Source organism: Streptomyces sp. NPDC058279, assembly GCF_042881255.1.
Lineage (GTDB): Bacteria > Actinomycetota > Actinomycetes > Streptomycetales > Streptomycetaceae > Streptomyces.
In genome coordinates, this window is record NZ_JBHVYA010000007.1 from 195,411 (window position 1) to 216,106 (window position 20,696).

The 20,696-nt window shown below is 70.0% G+C and carries 22 protein-coding genes; 20 read left to right on the forward strand and 2 right to left on the reverse strand.

Going from position 1 to position 20,696, the window contains the following annotated elements:
• The first annotated feature begins 2 nt into the window (after positions 1-2).
• The 16 genes from rplO (at position 3) to glmM (ending at position 13,596) form a co-directional block, all read left to right on the forward strand.
• Positions 3-458 (forward strand): 50S ribosomal protein L15, encoded by a 456-nt coding sequence (rplO, locus tag ACFVXJ_RS16285; protein ID WP_030154704.1) that lies wholly within the window; start codon positions 3-5, stop codon positions 456-458.
• A gap of 185 nt (positions 459-643) precedes the next feature.
• The gene (gene secY, locus ACFVXJ_RS16290) at positions 644-1,957 is read left to right on the forward strand and encodes a preprotein translocase subunit SecY (protein ID WP_389662325.1); all 1,314 of its coding nucleotides are present in this window, start codon (positions 644-646) and stop codon (positions 1,955-1,957) included.
• Entirely contained in the window at positions 1,957-2,604 is a 648-nt protein-coding gene (locus tag ACFVXJ_RS16295; RefSeq protein WP_389662326.1) for an adenylate kinase, read from the forward strand. Before secY ends, ACFVXJ_RS16295 begins: the two co-directional genes overlap by 1 nt.
• A 104-nt stretch (positions 2,605-2,708) precedes the next feature.
• Positions 2,709-3,545 (forward strand): type I methionyl aminopeptidase, encoded by an 837-nt coding sequence (gene map, locus ACFVXJ_RS16300; protein ID WP_389662327.1) that lies wholly within the window; start codon positions 2,709-2,711, stop codon positions 3,543-3,545.
• A gap of 180 nt (positions 3,546-3,725) precedes the next feature.
• A complete protein-coding gene (gene infA / locus ACFVXJ_RS16305) occupies positions 3,726-3,947 on the forward strand; it encodes a translation initiation factor IF-1 (RefSeq protein ID WP_003956442.1) in 222 nt (73 codons plus the stop codon).
• A 73-nt stretch (positions 3,948-4,020) separates the two neighbouring features.
• Positions 4,021-4,134 carry a 50S ribosomal protein L36 gene (gene rpmJ, locus ACFVXJ_RS16310; protein WP_003956441.1) on the forward strand — a complete coding sequence of 38 codons (114 nt, stop codon included), beginning with the start codon at positions 4,021-4,023 and terminating at the stop codon, positions 4,132-4,134.
• A 199-nt stretch (positions 4,135-4,333) separates the two neighbouring features.
• Positions 4,334-4,714, forward strand: coding sequence for a 30S ribosomal protein S13 (gene rpsM / locus ACFVXJ_RS16315; protein WP_030710357.1), 381 nt, complete (start codon positions 4,334-4,336; stop codon positions 4,712-4,714).
• 54 nt (positions 4,715-4,768) lie between these two features.
• Positions 4,769-5,173: a 30S ribosomal protein S11 gene (gene rpsK, locus ACFVXJ_RS16320; protein ID WP_003956432.1), complete on the forward strand. Its 405-nt coding sequence runs from the start codon at positions 4,769-4,771 to the stop codon at positions 5,171-5,173.
• Positions 5,174-5,310: 137 nt separating this feature from the next.
• Entirely contained in the window at positions 5,311-6,333 is a 1,023-nt protein-coding gene (locus ACFVXJ_RS16325; RefSeq protein ID WP_007265920.1) for a DNA-directed RNA polymerase subunit alpha, read from the forward strand.
• 92 nt (positions 6,334-6,425) lie between these two features.
• Positions 6,426-6,893, forward strand: a complete 468-nt coding sequence (gene rplQ, locus ACFVXJ_RS16330) for a 50S ribosomal protein L17 (protein WP_030298228.1) — start codon at positions 6,426-6,428, stop codon at positions 6,891-6,893.
• Positions 6,894-6,982: 89 nt separating this feature from the next.
• Positions 6,983-7,834: a tRNA pseudouridine(38-40) synthase TruA gene (truA, locus tag ACFVXJ_RS16335; protein ID WP_389662328.1), complete on the forward strand. Its 852-nt coding sequence runs from the start codon at positions 6,983-6,985 to the stop codon at positions 7,832-7,834.
• Positions 7,835-7,903: 69 nt separating this feature from the next.
• Positions 7,904-9,523 (forward strand): ABC-F family ATP-binding cassette domain-containing protein, encoded by a 1,620-nt coding sequence (locus ACFVXJ_RS16340; protein ID WP_389662329.1) that lies wholly within the window; start codon positions 7,904-7,906, stop codon positions 9,521-9,523.
• A gap of 36 nt (positions 9,524-9,559) precedes the next feature.
• On the forward strand, positions 9,560-10,858 hold the full coding sequence (locus tag ACFVXJ_RS16345; RefSeq protein WP_389662330.1) for a glycosyltransferase family 87 protein: 1,299 nt from the start codon (positions 9,560-9,562) through the stop codon (positions 10,856-10,858).
• 235 nt (positions 10,859-11,093) lie between these two features.
• On the forward strand, positions 11,094-11,537 hold the full coding sequence (rplM, locus tag ACFVXJ_RS16350; protein WP_136213237.1) for a 50S ribosomal protein L13: 444 nt from the start codon (positions 11,094-11,096) through the stop codon (positions 11,535-11,537).
• Between the two features lie 42 nt (positions 11,538-11,579).
• Positions 11,580-12,101, forward strand: a complete 522-nt coding sequence (gene rpsI / locus ACFVXJ_RS16355; RefSeq protein WP_361312420.1) for a 30S ribosomal protein S9 — start codon at positions 11,580-11,582, stop codon at positions 12,099-12,101.
• A gap of 136 nt (positions 12,102-12,237) precedes the next feature.
• Positions 12,238-13,596: a phosphoglucosamine mutase gene (gene glmM / locus ACFVXJ_RS16360; RefSeq protein WP_389662331.1), complete on the forward strand. Its 1,359-nt coding sequence runs from the start codon at positions 12,238-12,240 to the stop codon at positions 13,594-13,596.
• A 125-nt stretch (positions 13,597-13,721) separates the two neighbouring features.
• On the opposite strand, the gene ACFVXJ_RS16365 is transcribed toward glmM, so the two are convergent.
• Positions 13,722-14,675, reverse strand: coding sequence for a DUF389 domain-containing protein (locus tag ACFVXJ_RS16365; RefSeq protein ID WP_389662332.1), 954 nt, complete (start codon positions 14,673-14,675; stop codon positions 13,722-13,724).
• 17 nt (positions 14,676-14,692) lie between these two features.
• Positions 14,693-15,712 (reverse strand): type I pantothenate kinase, encoded by a 1,020-nt coding sequence (gene coaA, locus ACFVXJ_RS16370; protein WP_361312415.1) that lies wholly within the window; start codon positions 15,710-15,712, stop codon positions 14,693-14,695.
• A 296-nt stretch (positions 15,713-16,008) separates the two neighbouring features.
• On the opposite strand from coaA, the gene ACFVXJ_RS16375 reads away from it, so the two are divergent.
• The 4 genes from ACFVXJ_RS16375 to ACFVXJ_RS16390 all read left to right on the forward strand — a co-directional run bounded on the left by ACFVXJ_RS16375 (position 16,009) and on the right by ACFVXJ_RS16390 (position 20,611).
• The gene (locus ACFVXJ_RS16375; protein ID WP_389662333.1) at positions 16,009-16,806 is read left to right on the forward strand and encodes a hypothetical protein; all 798 of its coding nucleotides are present in this window, start codon (positions 16,009-16,011) and stop codon (positions 16,804-16,806) included.
• A gap of 135 nt (positions 16,807-16,941) precedes the next feature.
• Positions 16,942-18,792 carry a glutamine--fructose-6-phosphate transaminase (isomerizing) gene (gene glmS / locus ACFVXJ_RS16380; RefSeq protein WP_389662334.1) on the forward strand — a complete coding sequence of 617 codons (1,851 nt, stop codon included), beginning with the start codon at positions 16,942-16,944 and terminating at the stop codon, positions 18,790-18,792.
• A gap of 12 nt (positions 18,793-18,804) precedes the next feature.
• Positions 18,805-19,173, forward strand: a complete 369-nt coding sequence (locus ACFVXJ_RS16385; protein ID WP_361312411.1) for a holo-ACP synthase — start codon at positions 18,805-18,807, stop codon at positions 19,171-19,173.
• Between the two features lie 49 nt (positions 19,174-19,222).
• Positions 19,223-20,611, forward strand: a complete 1,389-nt coding sequence (locus tag ACFVXJ_RS16390; protein WP_389662335.1) for an NAD(P)H-hydrate dehydratase — start codon at positions 19,223-19,225, stop codon at positions 20,609-20,611.
• Positions 20,612-20,696 lie beyond the last annotated feature (85 nt).

The following is a 20,696-nucleotide window of genomic DNA, read 5'->3' on the forward strand; positions in this document are numbered from 1 at the left end:
TCATGGCTGAGAACAGCCCGCTGAAGGCCCACAACCTCCGTCCCGCCCCCGGCGCCAAGACCGCGAAGACCCGTGTCGGTCGTGGTGAGGCGTCGAAGGGTAAGACGGCCGGTCGTGGTACGAAGGGCCAGAAGGCCCGTTACCAGATCCCGCAGCGCTTCGAGGGTGGGCAGATGCCCCTCCACATGCGCCTGCCGAAGCTCAAGGGCTTCAAGAACCCGTTCCGCACCGAGTTCCAGGTGGTCAACCTGGACAAGCTCGGCGCTCTCTACCCCGAGGGTGGAGAAGTCACGGTGGCCGACCTGGTCGCCAAGGGCGCGGTTCGCAAGAACAGCCTCGTCAAGGTCCTGGGCCAGGGCGAGATCTCCGTGGCGCTGACGGTTTCGGTTGACGCCGTTTCCGCCTCCGCCAAGGAGAAGATTGCCGCTGCCGGCGGCACCGTCACCGAGCTCGTCTAAGACGAACGCACGTGACAAATAGCTGAAACCCGACCGGGGGTGCCTCACATATGGGGCATCCCCGGTTGGTCGTTCCACGGGGGGCGCAGTCGCCGGTAAGGTGGCTGCACCTTTGCTTGTACGTATTCGTCGATCCCTCAGACCGTCACCTCTGACGCAGTAGCGCGGGGGTCGCAGGAGGCACCGTGCTCACCGCGTTCGCCCGGGCGTTCAAGACGCCCGACCTGCGCAAGAAGCTGCTCTTCACGCTCGCCATCATCGTGCTGTTCCGCCTCGGGTCCCACATCCCGGTCCCCGGCGTGAACTACAAGAACGTCCAGTTCTGTGTGGACCAGGCAGGGACCGGCAACAGCCTGTTCGGCCTCGTCAACATGTTCAGCGGTGGCGCACTGCTGCAGATCACGATCTTCGCGCTCGGAATCATGCCGTACATCACGGCGAGCATCATCCTGCAGCTGCTGACTGTGGTCATCCCGAAGCTGGAGAACCTCAAGAAAGAGGGGCAGTCCGGCACGGCGAAGATCACCCAGTACACGCGTTACCTGACGGTCGCGCTCGCGATCCTCCAGGGCACGGGTCTGGTGGCCACCGCCAAGACGGGTGCGCTCTTCGGTTCCTGCCAGCTCCGCACCGAGATCGTCTACGACCGCGGCATCTTCACCATGATCACGATGGTGCTCACCATGACCGCCGGCACCTGCGTCGTGATGTGGCTCGGCGAGCTCATCACCGACCGCGGCATCGGCAACGGCATGTCGATCCTGATGTTCATCTCGATCGCGGCCGGCTTCATCGGCGCCATGTGGCAGATCAAGCTCCAGGGCAAGATCGCCGACGGTTGGGTCGAGTTCGGAGTGGTGATCCTCGTCGGTCTCGCGATGGTGGCCCTGGTGGTCTTCGTCGAGCAGGCGCAGCGCAGGATCCCGGTCCAGTACGCGAAGCGCATGATCGGGCGCCGCGCGTACGGCGGCACCTCGACCTACATCCCGCTCAAGGTCAACCAGGCCGGTGTCATCCCGGTCATCTTCGCCTCGTCGCTGCTCTACATCCCGGCTCTGGTCGTGCAGTTCAGCGGCTCGACGGCGTCCTGGGCGACCTGGATCCAGAAGCACTTCGTCAAGGGCGACCACCCCTACTACATCGCGGCCTACTTCCTCCTGATCGTGTTCTTCGCGTTCTTCTACGTGGCGATCTCGTTCAACCCCGAGGAAGTTGCAGACAACATGAAGAAGTATGGTGGGTTCATCCCGGGCATCCGCGCCGGCCGGCCTACCGCCGAGTACCTGAGCTACGTACTCAACCGGATCACCTGGCCGGGGTCGCTGTACCTGGGTCTGATCGCTCTCGTGCCGACAATGGCGTTGGCGGGCTTCGGAGCGAACCAGAACTTCCCGTTCGGCGGGACGAGCATCCTCATCATCGTGGGTGTGGGTCTGGAAACCGTGAAGCAGATCGAGAGCCAGCTCCAGCAGCGTAATTACGAAGGGTTCCTCCGCTGATGCGTATCGTCCTCGTCGGGCCCCCCGGCGCCGGCAAGGGAACACAGGCCGCGTTCCTCGCCAAGAACCTGTCGATCCCGCACATCTCCACGGGCGACCTGTTCCGCGCCAACATCAGCCAGGGCACCGAGCTCGGCAAGAGCGCGAAGTCCTACATGGACGCCGGCGAGCTCGTCCCGGACTCGGTCACCATCGGGATGGCCAAGGACCGGATGGAGCAGCCCGACGCCGCGAACGGCTTCCTGCTCGACGGCTTCCCGCGCAACCTGTCGCAGGCCGAGGCGCTCGACGAGATCCTCAAGGCCGCCGGTCTCCACCTCGACGCCGTCCTCGACCTGGAGGTCGAGGAGGACGAGGTCGTCAAGCGCATCGCCGGTCGTCGGACCTGCCGCAACGACTCCGCGCACGTCTTCCACGTCGCGTACGCGCCGCCGAAGGTCGAGGACGTCTGCGACCACTGCGGCGGCGAGCTGTACCAGCGCGGGGACGACTCCGAGGACACCGTCCGCAACCGGCTGGCCGTGTACCACGCGGAGACCGAGCCGATCATCGACTACTACAAGGCCCAGGGCCTCGTGTCGACGATCCCCGCCCTCGGTGAGGTCGCGGACGTCACGCGACGCGCGATGGACGCCCTGAAGAAGTAGCCCCCGTCCCACCCCCTCGTTGTGCAGGTACGGCCGCGGTGTCCCAGAGGCACCGCGGCCGTACTGTTGAGAAGTCCCGATTTCAGAAGGTGGAAGGCCGTTCCATGGTGCAGCTCAAGACGCCCGAGCAGATCGCGAAGATGCGCGAGGCGGGGCTGGTCGTCGCCGCGATCCACGCGGCGACCCGTGAGGCGGCCGTGCCGGGCGCCACGACCCGGGACCTGGACATGGTGGCCCGCAAGGTCATCGTGGACGCCGGCGCGAAGTCGAACTTCCTCGGGTACGGCGGTTTCCCCGCGACGATCTGCACGTCGGTGAACGAGGTCGTGGTCCACGGCATCCCGGACGACAAGACGGTCCTCAAGGACGGCGACGTCATCTCGATCGACGCGGGCGCGATCGTGGACGGGTGGCACGGCGACGCCGCGTACACGGCGTTCGTGGGCACCGGTCACGCCCCGGAGCTGATCGAGCTCTCCCGGGTGACCGAGGAGTCGATGTGGGCCGGCATCGCCGCGATGAAGCTCGGCAACCGCCTGGTGGACATCTCGAAGGCGATCGAGGGCTACATCCGCCGCCAGCCGCGTCCGGCCACCGGCAAGTACGGGATCATCGAGGACTACGGCGGCCACGGCATCGGTTCCGAGATGCACATGGACCCCCACCTGCTGAACTACGTCTCGCGCAAGCGGGGCAAGGGCATCAAGCTGGTCCCGGGCGTGTGTCTGGCGATCGAGCCGATGGTCTCGCTGGGCACCGCCCAGACCGAGGTCCTCGCGGACGACTGGACGGTCATCACCACGGACGGCACCTGGTCCTCGCACTGGGAGCACTCGATCGCCCTGACGGAAGCGGGCCCGATCGTGCTGACGAGCCCGGACTGCGGCAAGGCGAAGCTCGCGGAGTACGGGGTCACCACGGCCCCCGACCCGCTGGGCTAGGCGTGTACCACCGGTCCCGGGCGAGGCGTCCAGGATTGGTGATCTAGTGTGTGGGGCAAACTTTCCGGATTCGTCTTTCTGGGTGCCCTGACGTAGACTGACTCGTCGGCTCCTTTGCATCCGCATGTCTTCATGTGGAGCACCGGAGCTGATCAAGGTAGCCGATTCGAAGGGCGAAGCGTGGCCAAGAAGCAAGGTGCCATCGAGATCGAGGGCACCGTGATCGAGTCCCTCCCGAACGCGATGTTCAAGGTGGAACTGCAGAACGGTCACAAGGTCCTCGCGCACATCAGCGGCAAGATGCGCATGCACTACATCCGCATTCTTCCCGATGACCGGGTCGTGGTGGAGCTGTCTCCGTACGACCTGACGCGTGGCCGGATCGTCTACCGATACAAGTAGATCTTGTCCTCACTCCCGACCGGGCATCTGGTCCGGCGCGGGTGGTGGCACTGACCCGGAGAACCTCACCCACATGAAGGTCAAGCCGAGCGTCAAGAAGATCTGCGACAAGTGCAAGGTGATCCGCCGTCACGGTCGGGTCATGGTCATCTGCGACAACCTGCGCCACAAGCAGCGCCAGGGCTGACGCACGCCGACCGACCTGCCTTCCGCAGTTCTTCGCGCGACGTAAGAAAACGTACATACGCAGAACCCGCCCAGCCCTGAACGGGGCCGGCGGCACCTCCGGCGGGGGCCGGGGACCCGGACGTACCATCACCCATCAGGAGTGGTCGGCGGTCGGGAACGGTTCTGCGGAAGACCCCCGAACACACAGGAGCCATTGAATGGCACGCGTTTCCGGTGTTGACATCCCGCGCGAAAAGCGTGTGGAGATCGCACTCACCTACGTCTTCGGTATCGGGCGCACCCGGTCCAAGGAGATCCTCGCCTCCACCGGCGTGAACCCGAACACCCGCGTTCGTGACCTGGCCGAAGAGGACCTGGTCAAGATCCGCGAGTATGTGGACGCCAACCTCCGTACCGAGGGTGACCTCCGCCGCGAGATCCAGGCCGACATCCGTCGCAAGGTCGAGATCCAGTGCTACCAGGGCATCCGCCACCGTCGTGGCCTGCCGGTGCACGGTCAGCGCACCAGCACGAACGCGCGTACCCGCAAGGGCCCGCGTCGCGCGATCGCCGGTAAGAAGAAGCCGGGCAAGAAGTAGTCCTGTTCAGCGGTCTTGCGCTGTAGGACCGACCACCTCCCGTAGGAGATTTAGATGCCCCCCAAGGGTCGTCAGGGCGCTGCCAAGAAGGTGCGCCGCAAGGAAAAGAAGAACGTCGCTCACGGGCACGCCCACATCAAGAGCACGTTCAACAACACCATCGTCTCGATCACGGACCCCTCGGGCAACGTGATCTCCTGGGCCTCCGCCGGCCACGTCGGCTTCAAGGGCTCGCGCAAGTCCACCCCCTTCGCCGCGCAGATGGCCGCCGAGTCGGCCGCCCGCCGCGCGCAGGAGCACGGCATGCGCAAGGTCGACGTCTTCGTGAAGGGTCCGGGCTCCGGCCGCGAGACCGCGATCCGCTCCCTCCAGGCCACCGGCCTCGAGGTCGGCTCGATCCAGGACGTCACCCCCACCCCGCACAACGGCTGCCGCCCGCCGAAGCGCCGCCGCGTCTGACGCAGCGACGCCTGTGCGTCTTTGAGTGTCCGGGCGGTACGACCCCTTCGGGGGCCGTGCCGCCCGTACCCTTGCAGTACCCAGCAGTATCCGTCGGGCGTCAAATAGTGGGCGTCCACGACTGAAGGAACACAGACATGCTTATCGCTCAGCGTCCTTCGCTGACCGAAGAGGTCGTCGACGAGTACCGCTCGCGGTTCGTGATCGAGCCGCTGGAGCCGGGCTTCGGCTACACCCTCGGCAACTCCCTGCGCCGCACGCTCCTGTCCTCGATCCCGGGTGCCGCCGTCACCAGCATCCGCGTGGACGGCGTCCTGCACGAGTTCACCACCGTGCCGGGTGTCAAGGAAGACGTCACCGACATCATCCTCAACATCAAGCAGCTGGTCGTCTCCTCGGAGCACGACGAGCCGGTCGTGATGTACCTGCGCAAGCAGGGTCCCGGCCTGGTCACCGCTGCCGACATCGCGCCCCCGGCCGGTGTCGAGGTGCACAACCCGGACCTGGTCCTCGCCACGCTCAACGGCAAGGGCAAGCTGGAGATGGAGCTGACCGTCGAGCGCGGTCGCGGCTACGTCTCCGCCGTCCAGAACAAGCAGCTGGGCCAGGAGATCGGCCGCATCCCGGTCGACTCCATCTACAGCCCGGTCCTCAAGGTCACCTACAAGGTCGAGGCGACCCGAGTCGAGCAGCGCACCGACTTCGACAAGCTGATCGTCGACGTCGAGACCAAGCAGGCCATGCGCCCGCGCGACGCCATGGCGTCCGCCGGCAAGACCCTGGTCGAGCTGTTCGGTCTGGCGCGCGAGCTCAACATCGACGCCGAGGGCATCGACATGGGTCCGTCCCCCACGGACGCCGCCCTGGCCGCCGACCTGGCGCTGCCGATCGAGGAGCTCGAGCTCACCGTTCGGTCCTACAACTGCCTCAAGCGCGAGGGCATCCACTCCGTGGGTGAGCTCGTCGCCCGCTCCGAGGCGGACCTGCTCGACATCCGCAACTTCGGTGCGAAGTCGATCGACGAGGTCAAGGCGAAGCTGGCCGGCATGGGCCTGGCCCTCAAGGACAGCCCGCCCGGATTCGACCCGACCGCCGCCGCCGACGCCTTCGGCGCCGACGACGACGCGGACGCCGGTTTCGTCGAGACCGAGCAGTACTAAGCAGCACGCGTAGATCTTTCCCGGGGCGTCCGCTCCGGGGGAACTGACACCGGTACCTGACACGGCCGGTGCAGATATGAAGGAGTAACACCATGCCGCGTCCCGCAAAGGGTGCCCGCCTGGGCGGCAGTGCCGCGCACGAGAAGCACCTCCTCGCGAACCTCGCGAAGGCGCTCTTCGAGCACGGCCGCATCACCACCACCGAGGCCAAGGCCCGCCGCCTGCGTCCCTACGCCGAGCGTCTGGTCACCAAGGCCAAGAAGGGCGACATCCACAACCGTCGCCTGGTGCTGCAGACGATCACGGACAAGAGCATCGTGCACACGCTGTTCACCGAGATCGCCCCGCGCTACGAGAACCGCCCCGGTGGTTACACGCGCATCACCAAGATCGGCAACCGTCGTGGCGACAACGCCCCGATGGCGGTCATCGAGCTGGTCGAGGCCCTGACGGTCGCGCAGCAGGCCACCGGTGAGGCCGAGGCCGCCACCAAGCGTGCCGCGAAGGACGCCGAGGCCGTGGCCGAGGCGCCCGCCGCCGAGGAGACCAAGGAAGCCTGATCCTCGGATCCTGCTTGTTTGATCGGCTCTGAACGGGCCCGCCCCATGCCGGGGCGGGCCCGTTCTGCGTTTCTGAGAGGATCGGTCACGTGAGTGACGAGGTGGAGCCCGGACACGTCCGGGTACGGCTGGACCTGAGCTACGACGGCAAGGACTTCTCCGGCTGGGCGAAGCAGCGCACGCTGCGGACCGTGCAGGGCGAGCTGGAGAGCGCCCTGCAGACCGTGATGCGGCTGAAGGAGCCCGTCGAGCTGACCGTCGCCGGGCGGACCGACGCGGGGGTGCACGCGCGCGGGCAGGTCGCACAGTTCGACCTGGCCGAGGAGGTGTGGGCCGAACACCACGACAAGCTGTTGCGACGCCTCGCGGGGCGGCTGCCGCACGACGTACGGGTCTGGAAGGCCGCGCGGGCCCCCGAGGGCTTCAACGCGCGGTTCTCGGCGATCTGGCGCCGCTACGCCTACCGGGTGGGCGACCACCAGGCGGGCGTCGATCCGCTGCGCCGCGGGCACGTGCTGTGGCACCAATGGCCGCTGGACGTGGACGCGATGAACGAGGCGTCCGCCGCGCTGCTGGGCGAGCACGACTTCGCCGCGTACTGCAAGAAGCGCGAGGGCGCCACGACCATCCGTACGCTCCAGCAGCTCGCCTGGGAGCGCGCGGAGGACGGCGTCGTCACCGCGACGGTGCGCGCCGACGCCTTCTGCCACAACATGGTCCGGTCGCTGGTGGGTGCCCTGCTGCACGTCGGGGACGGCCACCGGCCGGTCGACTGGCCCGGCAAGGTGTTGGAGGCGGCCGTACGGGACTCCTCGGTGCACGTGGTCAAGCCGCACGGGCTCACCCTGGAGGAGGTCGGGTACCCGGCGGACGAGCTGCTGGCGGCCCGCAGCAAGGAGGCGCGCAACCTGCGCACCCTGCCGGGAGCCGGCTGCTGCTGACCACCGCCGGGCCGGCCGGTCCGGTTATCCGTTTGGGCGGATCGGGGGCGGGCCTGGACAATGCGCGGCATGGGACATCTCGAAGCCGGCCATCTGGAGTACTACCTTCCCGACGGGCGGGCGCTGCTCCCCGACGTCTCCTTCCGGGTGGGGGAGGGGTCGGTGGTCGCCCTGGTCGGGGCGAACGGGGCCGGTAAGACCACCCTGCTCAAGCTGATCTCGGGCGACCTCCAGCCGCACGCCGGCGGGGTCACCGTCAGCGGCGGCCTCGGGGTGATGTCGCAGTTCGTGGGCTCGGTGCGGGACGAGACGACCGTGCGGGACCTGCTGGTGTCGGTGGCGCAGCCGCGGATCCGGGAGGCGGCGAAGGCCGTCGACCGCGCCGAGCAGCTGATCTTGACGGTGGACGACGAAGCGGCGCAGATGGCGTACGCGCAGGCGCTCTCGGACTGGGCGGACGTCCAGGGGTACGAGGCCGAGACCCTGTGGGACGTCTGCACGACGGCCGCGCTGGGCGTCCCGTACGACAAGGCGCAGTTCCGCGAGGTCCGGACGCTCTCCGGCGGTGAGCAGAAGCGGCTGGTGCTGGAGGCGCTGCTGCGCGGGCCGGACGAGGTGCTGCTGCTCGACGAGCCGGACAACTACCTGGACGTGCCCGGCAAGCGGTGGCTGGAGGAGCAGCTGAGGGCCACCCGCAAGACGGTCCTCTTCGTCAGCCACGACCGGGAACTGCTCACCCAGGCGGCCGAGAAGATCATCAGCCTGGAGGCGAGCCCGACGGGCTCGGACGTCTGGGTGCACGGCGCCGGTTTCGCCACCTACCACGAGGCCCGCAAGGAGCGTTTCGCGCGCTTCGAGGAGCTCAAGCGGCGCTGGGACGAGGAGCACGCCCGGCTGCGGGCCCTGGTGCTGCGGTTGCGCAACCAGGCCGCTTCCAGCCCCGACATGGCCTCCCGCTACCGGGCGATGCAGACCCGCTTCCAGAAGTTCGAGGAGGCCGGCCCGCCGCCGGAGCCGCCGCGCGACCAGGACATCCGGATGCGGCTCAAGGGCGGCCGGACGGGGGTGCGCGCGCTGACCGTGGAGAACCTGGAGCTGACGGGGCTGATGAAGCCCTTCTCGCTGGAGGTCTTCTACGGGGAGCGGGTCGCGGTGCTCGGCTCCAACGGTTCCGGCAAGTCGCACTTCCTGCGGTTGCTGGCGGGCGACGACGTCAAGCACACCGGTACCTGGAAGCTGGGCGCGCGGGTGGTCCCGGGCCACTTCGCCCAGACCCACGCGCACCCGGAGCTGTTCGGCCGCACCCTCGTCGACATCCTGTGGACGGAGGCGGCCAAACCGCTCGGCGCGGCGATGGGCGCCCTGCGCCGCTACGAGCTGGAGCGGCAGGGCGACCAGCCGTTCGAGAAGCTGTCGGGCGGCCAGCAGGCGCGGTTCCAGATCCTGCTGCTGGAGCTGGCCGGTACCACCGCGCTGCTGCTGGACGAGCCGACGGACAACCTCGACCTGGAGTCGGCGGAGGCCCTCCAGGACGGCCTGGAGGCGTACGACGGCACGGTGCTGTGCGTCACGCACGACCGCTGGTTCGCCCGCACATTTGACCGTTACTTGGTCTTCGGTTCGGACGGTGTTGTGCGAGAGACTCTGGAACCGGTCTGGGACGAACGTAGGGTCGAGCGCGAGCGCTAGGGGGAGACCGCCCCCGAGCGGCGATCGGGAGGCGTTGTGCGGCTGCGGCCTGGCACCCTGCTCAGGGGATGGGAAACCGTTCGGGACCCCGCGTTCGGGCACCGGCTGGTGGTCTGGCTGCTGCGGCCGGCGTCGGGGCCCTGGCACGCCGTCGCACTGGCCGTGGTGCTCGGCATCGCGGTCTCCACCAGCCTGCGGGAGAACTGGGGCTCGGACAACGCCTTCGTGGTGAAGGCGGCCCAGACGCTGCTGGGGGGCGGGTCCCCGTACGAGGACAAGCGGTTCCTCTACCTCCCGAGCGCCGTGATCATGGCCGTCCCCGAGGCGCTGCTGCCCCAGCCGGTGCTGCGCTGGGTGCTCCCGCCGGCGATGTCCGCCCTGCTGGCGGTCGGCTGGTGGACCGCGCTGCGGCTGTTCTCGGTGCCGGCGCGCTCCCGCTTCGCGGTCGGCGGGTTCGCCGCGCTCGCCCTGGCCTACAAGCCGTACGTGAACCTCGTGCTGATCGGCAACTGGACCGCCATCTCGGCGGCCGCGCTGCCCATGGCGCTGCTGTTCGCGCACCGTCGGTCCTGGGCGACGGCGGGGCTGGTGGTGGGGCTGGCCATCGCCTGCAAACCCATGCTGGTGCCGATCGGGCTGCTCTTCGTACTGGCCCGACAGTGGCGGGGGCTGGCGGTGGCCGTGCTGGTGCCGCTCGGCGTCTCCCTGCTCGGGGCGCTGATGATGCCGAGCCCGACGCTGTTCGTCACCAAGACGCTGCCGTTCCTGCTCCACGGGCAGGACGCGTACGCGCTGCCCTGGGACGCCTCGCCGATCGCGGTGCTGCCGCGGCTGGGGGTGCCGGGGCCGGTCGCGGTGCTGCTGACGGCGGCGGGGGCGCTGGGCGGGCTGGTCGCGGCGTGGCGGCGGTGGCGGCGTACGGACGGTCCGGGGGACGCGGACGGGGGAGAGCTGCGGCTGGCGGAGACGGCCTGCATGGTGATGCTCGCCGCATTCCTGGTCTCGCGGCCGTCCTTCGACCACTACCTGCTGGTGGTGCTCCCGCTGCTGCTGGCCTCGGCGGTGCGACCGGGCTCGATGCCCCGCTCGCCCTGGTTCTGGCTGGCCCTGACGCCCCAGGTGGCGCTGCTGCCGTGGCCCTCCGAGCTGGCCCACAAGCGGCGCGCGTTCAAGGACTGCGCCACCCTCTGCGGGCTCGCGATCATGCTGGCGCGTCGAGCACTGCGCTCCGTTCGGGTTACTCTGGATCCAGTAACAACTGCGGGGTCCCCACCCAGGACCGAACCGGAGTGCGCCGCGACGCCTGCTGAATCGGCATCGCGGACCGCGTTTTGACCCGTACGGGTCCTCTTGGGTACTCTGCTGGTTTGTTATGCGTATTGGCTTTCTCATTCTCACGTGAAAGGGCCTTACGCCGGTCCACCGGGCCGATGACCAGCGGTTCACACGGGTTGCGTCCCCGTAGTGGACCAGGGCTGTCGTGATCGTCCGTGGTGACCCTTGTCAGGACCCTTCCCCGTGGGCTCACGCCCTGGGGATGACCCACCACTGAAGAAGCGAAGGCATACGCGTGCGTACGTTCAGCCCCAAGCCCGGCGACATCTCGCGCCAGTGGCTCGTCATTGACGCCCAGGACGTTGTCCTCGGCCGTCTGGCGACCCAGGCCGCTGCCCTCCTGCGGGGTAAGCACAAGCCGACTTACGCCCCCCACATGGACATGGGCGACTTCGTCATCATCGTCAACGCCGACAAGGTTCACCTGTCCGGCAACAAGGCGTCCCAGAAGATGGCGTACCGCCACTCCGGCTTCCCGGGTGGTCTGCGTTCCGTCCGCTACGACGACCTCCTGGCGAACAACCCGGAGAAGGCCGTCGAGAAGGCCGTCAAGGGCATGCTCCCCAAGAACACCCTGGGCCGTCAGATGCTCTCGAAGCTGAAGGTCTACTCGGGCGACCAGCACCCCCACGCTGCCCAGCAGCCGGTGCCGTTCGAGATCACCCAGGTCGCGCAGTAGTTCCGGCCACCCCCTAAGACGTAGAAAATTCTGAGGAGCATCGTGGCCGAGACCACCGCCGAGACGACCCCCGTCGAAGAGTTCGAGGGCAACGTCGAGGAGTACACCAGCGAGTCCGAGGTCGTCGTCGAGGGCGACTACACCTCCGAGTCCCTTGCCGGTCGCTTCGGCGACCCCCAGCCGGCCGCCGGTCTGGGTCGTCGCAAGAACGCCATCGCCCGCGTCCGGATCGTTCCGGGCACCGGCAAGTGGAAGATCAACGGTCGCACCCTTGAGGACTACTTCCCCAACAAGGTGCACCAGCAGGAAGTCAACGAGCCGTTCAAGCTCCTTGAGCTCGACAACCGCTACGACGTCATCGCCCGCATCGCGGGTGGCGGCGTCTCCGGCCAGGCCGGCGCCCTGCGCCTCGGTGTGGCCCGTGCGCTGAACGAGGCGGACGTCGACAACAACCGCCCGGCGCTCAAGAAGGCCGGCTTCCTCTCCCGCGACGACCGTGCGGTCGAGCGCAAGAAGGCCGGTCTCAAGAAGGCCCGTAAGGCTCCGCAGTACAGCAAGCGTTAATCTGCGCCTGCTGTTCTGCAACGAAACCGCCCCGGCAGCACTCTCTGTGCTGCCGGGGCGGTTCGTTTACCGCCACAAGCGGCACATATCTGTCACACAGCGGTACTAAGCGAAGCGTGAACTCGGGAGGACAACAGTGGGACGACTCTTCGGGACGGACGGTGTACGAGGCGTCGCCAACGCGGATCTGACGGCCGAGCTCGCGCTCGGTCTCTCCGTGGCGGCCGCACACGTACTGGCCGAGGCGGGTACCTTCGCGGGCCATCGGGCGACCGCCGTGGTCGGCCGCGATCCCCGCGCTTCCGGTGAGTTCCTGGAGGCCGCGGTCGTCGCGGGCCTCGCGAGCGCGGGCGTGGACGTCCTGCGCGTCGGTGTGCTGCCCACCCCGGCGGTGGCGTATCTCACCGGTGCGCTGGGCGCCGACCTCGGCGTGATGCTCTCCGCCAGCCACAACGCGATGCCCGACAACGGCATCAAGTTCTTCGCGCGCGGCGGCCACAAGCTCGCCGACGAGCTGGAGGACCGGATCGAGTCCGTCTACGAGGAGCACCGCACCGGCGCCCCCTGGGACCGTCCCACCGGTGGTGGCGTGGGCCGGGTCTCGGACTACACCGAGGGCTTCGAGAAGTACGTCGCCCACCTCATCGGGGTCCTCCCCAACCGTCTCGACGGACTCAAGGTCGTCCTGGACGAGGCGCACGGGGCGGCCGCGTACGTGTCCCCCGAGGCGTTCGCCCGGGCGGGCGCGGAGATCGTCACGATCGGCGCCGAGCCCGACGGCCTCAACATCAACGACGGCTGCGGCTCCACCCACCTCGGCCTGCTGAAGCAGGCCGTCATCGAGCACGGCGCCGACTTCGGCATCGCGCACGACGGCGACGCCGACCGCTGCCTGGCCGTGGACGCCTCGGGCGCGGAGGTCGACGGGGACCAGATCCTCGCGGTGCTGGCGCTGGCCATGCGCGAGGCGGGACAGCTCCGTGCGAACACCGTGGTCGGCACCGTCATGTCGAACCTGGGGTTCAAGCTGGCCATGGAGGCCGAGGGCATCCAGGTCGTCCAGACCGGCGTCGGCGACCGCTACGTGCTGGAGTCGATGAAGGAGCACGGCTACGCGCTGGGCGGTGAGCAGTCCGGCCACGTGATCATCCTCGACCACGCGACCACCGGCGACGGCACCCTGACCGGTCTGCTGCTGGCGGCCCGCGTCGCGGCCACCGGACGGTCGCTGGCGGAGCTGGCGGGTGTGATGCAGCGGCTGCCGCAGGTCCTGATCAACGTGCCCGACGTGGACAAGTCCCGGGTCGCGACCTCCGGGGACCTGGCAGCCGCGGTGGGCGACGCCGAGCGCGAGCTGGGCGCCACCGGACGGGTGTTGCTGCGTCCCTCCGGTACGGAGCCGCTCGTACGGGTGATGGTGGAGGCCGCCGACATCGAGCAGGCCCGCGCGGTCGCGGGGCGGCTGGCGGACGCCGTGAAGTCGGCGCTCGGCTAGGCCCTGCCCCCGGAGTCGTCAGCAGTCGTCACCGGAGTCGTCATCCGAGCCCCGTCGCCCCTTCGTGGGGCGGCGGGGCTCGGGTCGTTCCGGGCTCGGGTCGTCCCGGCCCGGGTGGTCGTGGCTCAGGTCGTCTCGGGCCGCTTGCGGCTCCAGCGGCCACGCTGGGTGCGCCAGAGCCGCTTCTGCGCGTACAGGGTCAGGGTGCCGGCGAGCATGATCCCGCCCAGGTTCAGCAGCAACTGCTCCGCCGAGCCCCACATCTGGCCCACCTCGCCGTAGCTGAGGGCCACGGCGGCGTTGGCGGCCGCCGGGACGGTGGTCACCGAGATGGCCACGCCGACCAGCGCACCCGACTTCGCGGAGGTCAGGGACAGCACGCCGGCCACCCCGGCGAGCAGGGCGACCGTGAAGGAGAACGAGTCGGGCTGCCAGATGAAGCTGGTGTTCGGGCGCGGGTTCTCCAGCATCGAGCGCTGGAACAGGCCCAGCGCGTTCATCGCCAGGCTGAACAGGGTCGTCGCCGCCATCGCGGCGGCGAAACCCGCCAGCAGCGCCACCAGGGACCGCCCGGCCGCCTTGGGGGCCCACCGGACCAGACCGGTACAGACACCGGCGAGCGGGCCGAACTCCGGGCCGACGGCCATCGCGCCCACGATCAGGATGGCGTTGTCCAGGACCACGCCGCAGGCGGCGATCAGGGTCGCGACGATCATGAATGCGACGTAGGTGACCGTGAGGGTCGACTCCTCGTGCGTCGCCTCGGTCAGTTGCTCCCACAGCACGGCGTCGGCGGCCTCGCCGGGCGCCTCCTCCTCGGCCTCGTCGGCGCGCTTGGAGAGGGTGAGGTCGATGTTCTCGACCGAGATCGAGCCGTCCTCGTCGATGCCCAGTGCGCGCAGGGCGTGCAGCAGCTCGTCGGCCGCCTCGCGCGCGACGTCGCACAGCACGAGGTCACCGGCGGGGACGAGGGCCGCGCCGGTCAGCACCACCAGGTGGGTGGTGCCGACGGTGTCCTCGACGAGGCGGAGGACGGCGTGCGTCCGGTCGGGCGGGGTGATCATCCGCAGGTGCAGCATGCCCGAACAGTAGCTTTTCAGAGTTTGCGCAGGCTGAGCTTCTGCACCTTGTGGTCCGGACCCTTGCGCACGACGAGGGTGGCGCGGCCGCGGGTCGGGGCCACGTTCTCCATCAGGTTGGGCTTGTTGATGGTCCGCCACATCGTCTGCGCGTACTCCAGGGCCTCCTCCTCGGAGACCTGCGTGTACTTGCGGAAGTAGGAGAAAGGATTCTGGAAGGCGGTCTCGCGCAGCTTCCGGAACCGGTTGAGGTACCAGCGCTCGATGTCCTCGGGACGCGCGTCCACGTACACGCTGAAGTCGAAGTAGTCGGCGAGGCCCACCCTGGTCCGGCCGTCCTTGCCCGGCAGGGCCGGCTGGAGGACGTTGAGCCCCTCGACGATGAGGATGTCCGGGCGGCGGACGACGAGCTGCTCGCCGGGGACGATGTCGTAGATCAGGTGGGAGTAGACGGGGGCCGTGACCTCGTCCTTGCCCGCCTTGATGTCGGCGACGAAGCGGGTGAGCGCCCGACGGTCGTACGACTCGGGGAATCCCTTGCGGGCGGTCAGGCCGCGGCGCCGGAGTTCCTTCATCGGGTACAGGAAGCCGTCGGTGGTGACGAGTTCGACCCGGGGGTGCTCCGGCCAGCGCGCGAGCAGCGCCTGGAGCAGACGGGCGACGGTGGACTTGCCGACGGCGACGGAGCCGGCGACCCCTATGACGAAGGGGGTTCCCTGCTGCGCGCCGTGGCCGTTGCCGGCGTCGCCGAGGAAGGTGTTCAGGGTGCCGCGCAGGTTGCTGGTGGCGCCGACGTAGAGGTTCAGCAGGCGCGACAGCGGCAGGTAGACGTCCCGGACCTCGTCCAGGTCGATGACGTCGCCGAGGCCGCGGAGCCGCTCGACCTCGTCGGCGGTGAGCGGGAGGGGAGTGCGCTCGCGCAGGGCGCTCCACTCGGCCCGGGTGAGGTCGACGTAGGGGGAAGCCTCGGCGGGCCGGCGGTGGCCGGCGCGCTCCGTTGCGCGGCCGGGCGTGCTTCGTGGCGGCGAAGTGATCACAAGGCCATTGTCGGGGCTCGCGCTCGCTTATGGGTGGTGTGGTCGGTCACGTGCCGGAGGAGGGCCGCAGCGCGCCGGGGCCTTGCCGGGAGGGCCCTTCCGGGGGGCGGATATCGATTCGAGTGTCGTGTCGGTCTCGCGGCGATCACGATTGGCGACGGTCTGTGAAAACCGGATCGTGCGCGTGTGCTTCCCGCCGTACATTGCTGATCGCCGCAGCTCCGGTGCGCGCCTGCGGCCGAGGGCGCCGCCCGGGGCTGCCTCTGTGTGTTTTCGTGTTCCGGGGGAGATCTTTCGTGCGTACCGTGCTTGTCCGCCGTGCCGTCCTGACCGCTTCGGCGGTGTCCCTGACGCTGTTGGCCACGGCCTGCGGCTCGGGCAAGGCCGGCGGGGCCGAGGCCGACTTCAAAAACGCCGCCCGCGCGTCCGCCACCAGGCCGTCCGCCGCGCCGTCGAGCGGAGCCGCGGCGGGCCCCAAGGGAAAGACGGCCGGCGAGTTGCGCCCGCTGCTGGTGACCGAGGCGGACCTGCCCGAGCACCGGCTGGAGCGGGTGGAGGACAGCGCGGCGCAGGACGACCCGATCGAGACGGACAAGGCGCCCTGCAAGCCGCTGGCCCAGGCCGAGGGCATGCAGCCGATCGGCGTGTCCGCCGGCGTCGCCCGGGTCGTCGCGAGCGGCAGGCCCCGGGCCGCGACCGAGGGCGCGGGCGCCGAGGGAAAGGCGGACGCGGTCGCGGACGCCGTCAGGACGACGGCCACGTCGGTGGCGCTGGTCTCCTACGACGGGAAGGGCGCCGAGGAGGCCATCGGCGCCGTCAAGGCGGGCGTCGAGGCGTGCGCGGGCGGCTTCTCGGTGACGCAGACGGGGGAGAGGACGGCCATCGAGAGCGTCAAGGCCGACACCGCGCTCCCCGGCGGCGACGAGGCGGTCTCCTTCGTCACCGTGATGGACCTGGGCGACGGCGACCGGAACGTGACCCGCGTGGTCGTCCTGCGCAAGGGCAACACCCTCGCGACGTTCACCGCGCTCAGCCTGACCGGCGAGGCCGAGCAGCCGAAGGCCGTCGTGGACGCGCAGGCGAAGAAGCTCTGAGCGACCTTTGCTCGCCTGATCGACCGACTTGCCCTCGGATGGTCGTCAACCCCGCTCCGCCGCATTCGCCGGGGCGGGGTTTTCGTCCGGTTCGGGTACGGGGCAGGAGGCCGGCCACGGCGTACCCTGCCGCCTATGTGCGGAATTGTGGGTTACGTGGGAGCGCAGTCGGCGCTCGATGTGGTCATCGCCGGACTCAAGCGGCTGGAGTACCGCGGCTACGACTCGGCGGGTGTCGCCGTGCTCGCGGACGGGGGTCTGGACGCGGTCAAGAAGGCCGGCAAGCTGGTCAACCTGGAGAAGGAACTGGTCGGGCACCCGCTGCCGGCCGGCTGCACGGGCCTCGGGCACACCCGGTGGGCGACCCACGGCGGTCCCACCGACGTCAACGCCCATCCGCACCTCGACAATTCGGGGCGCGTGGCGGTCGTGCACAACGGGATCATCGAGAACTTCGCCGTGCTGCGCGCCGAACTGGCCGAGCGCGGGCACAAGCTGGAGTCCGAGACGGACACCGAGGTCGTGGCGCACCTGCTCGCCGAGCAGTTCGATGTCGCGTCAGGTGATCTGGCGGAGGCCATGCGGCGGGTCTGCCGGCGGCTGGAGGGCGCGTTCACGCTGGTCGCGGTGCACGCCGACGCACCGGACGTGGTGGTCGGGGCGCGTCGGAACTCCCCCTTGGTGGTGGGCGTTGGAGAGGGTGAGAACTTCCTCGCCTCGGATGTGGCCGCGTTCATCGCCCACACGCGGTCCGCGATCGAGTTGGGGCAGGACCAGGTCGTCGAGCTCCGCCGCGAAGGGGTCTCGGTGACCAACTTCGACGGTTCGGCCGCGACGGTGCGGGCGTACCACGTGGACTGGGACGCCTCGGCGGCCGAGAAGGGGGGATATGACTACTTCATGCTCAAGGAGATCGCCGAGCAGCCGAAGGCTGTCGCCGACACCCTCCTGGGCAGGATCGACGCGAGCGGCCTGCTGACCCTGGACGAGGTGCGTATCCCCGCCTCGGTGCTCCGCGAGGTCGACAAGGTCGTGATCGTGGCGTGCGGTACGGCGTACCACGCGGGCATGATCGCGAAGCTGGCCATCGAGCACTGGACCCGCATCCCGTGCGAGACGGAACTGGCCAGCGAGTTCCGCTACCGCGACCCGATCCTGGACCAGCGGACGTTGGTGATCGCGATCTCGCAGTCCGGCGAGACCATGGACACCCTGATGGCGCTGCGGCATGCGCGCGAGCAGGGCGCCAGGGTGCTGGCCGTCTGCAATACGAACGGGTCCACGATCCCCCGCGAGTCGGACGCGGTGCTGTACACGCACGCCGGCCCGGAGGTGGCCGTCGCCTCGACCAAGGCGTTCCTGACCCAATTGGTGGCCTGCTACCTGGTCGCGCTGTACCTCGGACAGGTACGGGGCACCAAGTGGGGCGACGAGATCCGCGCGGTCATCCGCGAGTTGTCGGACATCGCCGCGGCCGTGGACACGGTGCTGGAGACGATGGAGCCGGTGCGGGAGCTGGCGCGGTCGCTGGCCGACAAGAACACCGTGCTGTTCCTCGGGCGTCACGTCGGCTACCCGGTGGCGCTGGAGGGCGCGCTCAAGCTCAAGGAGCTGGCGTACATGCACGCGGAGGGTTTCGCGGCGGGCGAGCTGAAGCACGGGCCGATCGCGCTGATCGAGGAGGACCTGCCGGTGGTGGTCGTGGTGCCGTCGCCGCGCGGGCGTTCGGTGCTGCACGACAAGATCGTGTCGAACATCCAGGAGATCCGGGCCCGCGGTGCGCGCACGATCGTGATCGCGGAGGAGGGTGACGAGGCGGTGGTCCCGTACGCGGACCACCTGATCCGCATCCCGGCCACGCCGACGCTGCTCCAGCCGCTGGTGGCGGCGGTGCCGTTGCAGGTGTTCGCGTGCGAGCTGGCGACCGCTCGGGGCAACGAGGTGGACCAGCCGCGTAACCTCGCCAAATCGGTCACGGTCGAGTAGGGATCTGGTGTTGTGATTATCGGTGTGGGGATTGACGTTGCCGAGATCGAGCGGTTCGGCGCCGCCCTGGAGCGGACGCCACACCTGGCGCAACGGCTCTTCGTCGACGCCGAGTTGACCCTGCCGAGCGGCGAGCGGCGCGGAACCGCCTCGCTCGCCGCCCGGTTCGCGGCCAAGGAGGCACTCGCCAAGGCGCTCGGCGCGCCCGGCGGGATGCTGTGGACGGACGCCGAGGTCTACGTCGAGGAGACCGGGCAGCCGCGGGTGCGGGTGTCGGGGACGGTGGAGGCGCGGGCCGTGGCGCTCGGCGTGAAGTCGTGGCACATCTCGCTGAGCCACGACGCGGGGGTCGCCTCCGCCGTGGTCATTGCCGAGGGGTAGGCGCCACCGCCTCGGTGGTCGCGGCGGCCTTTTCGGGCAGGGTGGGGGCATGCGTACTGCTTACAGCGTGGAGACCGTACGGGCCGCCGAGCACGAGCTGATGGCGCGGCTGCCGGAGGGCACCTTGATGCGGCGGGCGGCGGCCGGGCTGGCCGCCGTCTGCGCGGGGCTGCTGGGGAGGGTGTACGGCGCGCGGGTCGTGCTGCTGGTGGGCCCGGGGGACAACGGTGGCGACGCGCTGTACGCCGGCGCACGGCTCGCCCGGCGCGGCGCCGGCGTGACGGCCGTGCCGATGGACCCCCGGCGGATGCACCCGGGCGGCCTGGCCGCCCTGCGGGGCGCGGGCGGCACGGTGGCGGCGGCCGTGCCGGGACGGGCCGACCTGGTGGTGGACGGACTGCTCGGCATCGGCGGCCGCGGCGGACTGAGGCCGGCGGCCGCGGCGTTGGTGGAGCGGATCCCGGCGGGCGCGGTGGTGGTGGCCGCCGACCTGCCCAGCGGCGTGGACGCGGACACGGGCGAGGTGGCGGGGGCGGCGGTGCGGGCCGACGTCACGGTGACGTTCGGGGCGTACAAGCCGGGACTGCTGATCGACCCGGGCGCCGAGCGGGCCGGGGCGGTACGGCTGGTGGACATCGGACTCGCCCTCCCCGCGCCGCACGCGCAGGCGTTGCAGCACGCCGACGTGGCGCGGCTGCTGCCCGAGCCGGGCGCGGCCAGCGACAAGTACCGACGGGGCGTGGTCGGCATCGTGGCCGGCTCGACCCGGTACCCGGGCGCGGCGGTGCTCGCCGTCGCGGGGGCCCTGCGCGGCGGCGCGGGCGCGGTGCGGTACGTGGGTCCGGCGGCGGTGGGCGAGGCGGTCCTGGCCAGGTACCCCGAGACGCTGATCGGGCGCGGCCGGGTGCAGGCGTGGGTGATCGGGCCGGGGCTGGGGGACGAGCGCGGCCCGGAGGTCCTGGCGGACCCCGTGCCGGTCCTGGTGGACGCCGACGGGCTGCGCGGGTTGGATCCCGAGGCGGTGCGGGCCCGGACGGCGCCGACGCTGCTGACCCCGCACGCGGGCGAGGCGGCGGCCCTGCTGGGCGTCCGGCGCGAGGAGGTGGAGGCCGGGCGGCTGGCCGCCGTACGGGCACTGGCGCGGCGGTACGGGGCGACGGTGCTGCTGAAGGGCTCGACGACGCTGGTCTGCGACGGCGGGGTGGTCCGGGTCAACCCGACCGGCACCCCGTGGCTGGCCACCGCCGGCAGCGGTGACGTGCTGTCCGGGCTGGCGGGCTCCCTGCTGGCGGCGGGACTGTCCGCACCGGACGCCGCCTCGGTGGCGGCCTACCTCCACGGCCTGGCGGCCCGCCGCGCCGCCCGCGGCGCCCCCCTCCTCGCCCACGAGGTCGCCGAAGCCCTCCCCTCCGCCTGGCGCGACGTCCGCACCCCATGACCAGTCCGCACCCATGACCCCGTCCGCGCCCCCTGACCCCGGGCCTGCGCCGGGCGCCCGCGCCGGCGGGGCGCGGGGCGGCCGG